The sequence below is a fragment of the Actinoplanes awajinensis subsp. mycoplanecinus genome, assembly GCF_001509495.1.
Classification (GTDB): domain Bacteria; phylum Actinomycetota; class Actinomycetes; order Mycobacteriales; family Micromonosporaceae; genus Actinoplanes; species Actinoplanes palleronii.
This window is the reverse complement of the sequence record NZ_LLZH01000171.1, coordinates 1-381: the sequence shown is the minus strand read 5'-3', so window position 1 is coordinate 381 and position 381 is coordinate 1. Positions and strand designations below refer to the sequence as shown.

The window sequence follows — 381 nt, the reverse complement described above, 5'->3', positions numbered from 1 at the left end:
CCGAGCGGCAAGTTGGATCGGCGGGCGTTGCCGGTTCCGGAGATGTCAACGGTGTCGTCGGGCCGGGCGCCGCGTTCGCCGCAGGAGGAGATCCTGTGTGGTTTGTTCGCTGAGGTGTTGGGGTTGTCGTCGGTGGGGGTGGACGACAGTTTCTTTGATTTGGGTGGTCATTCGCTGTTGGCGACGCGGTTGATCAGTCGGGTGCGGTCGGTGCTGGGTGTGGAGTTGGCGATTCGGACGTTGTTCGAGTCGCCGACGGTGGCGGGGCTGGCCGGGCATTTGGATGAGGGTCGGCAGGTGCGTGCGGCGTTGCGTGCGGCCGTGCGTCCTGAGGTGTTGCCGTTGTCGTTCGCGCAGCGCCGGCTCTGGTTCCTGCACCGG

1 protein-coding gene is annotated in these 381 nt (G+C 66.1%); it reads left to right on the top strand.

Annotated features, from left to right (window positions below; translation table 11 throughout):
• Nucleotides 1-42: 42 nt before the first annotated feature.
• Nucleotides 43-381 (top strand): phosphopantetheine-binding protein (locus tag ADL15_RS19835; RefSeq protein ID WP_269748364.1); only part of this gene is annotated, 339 nt, incomplete at its 3' end.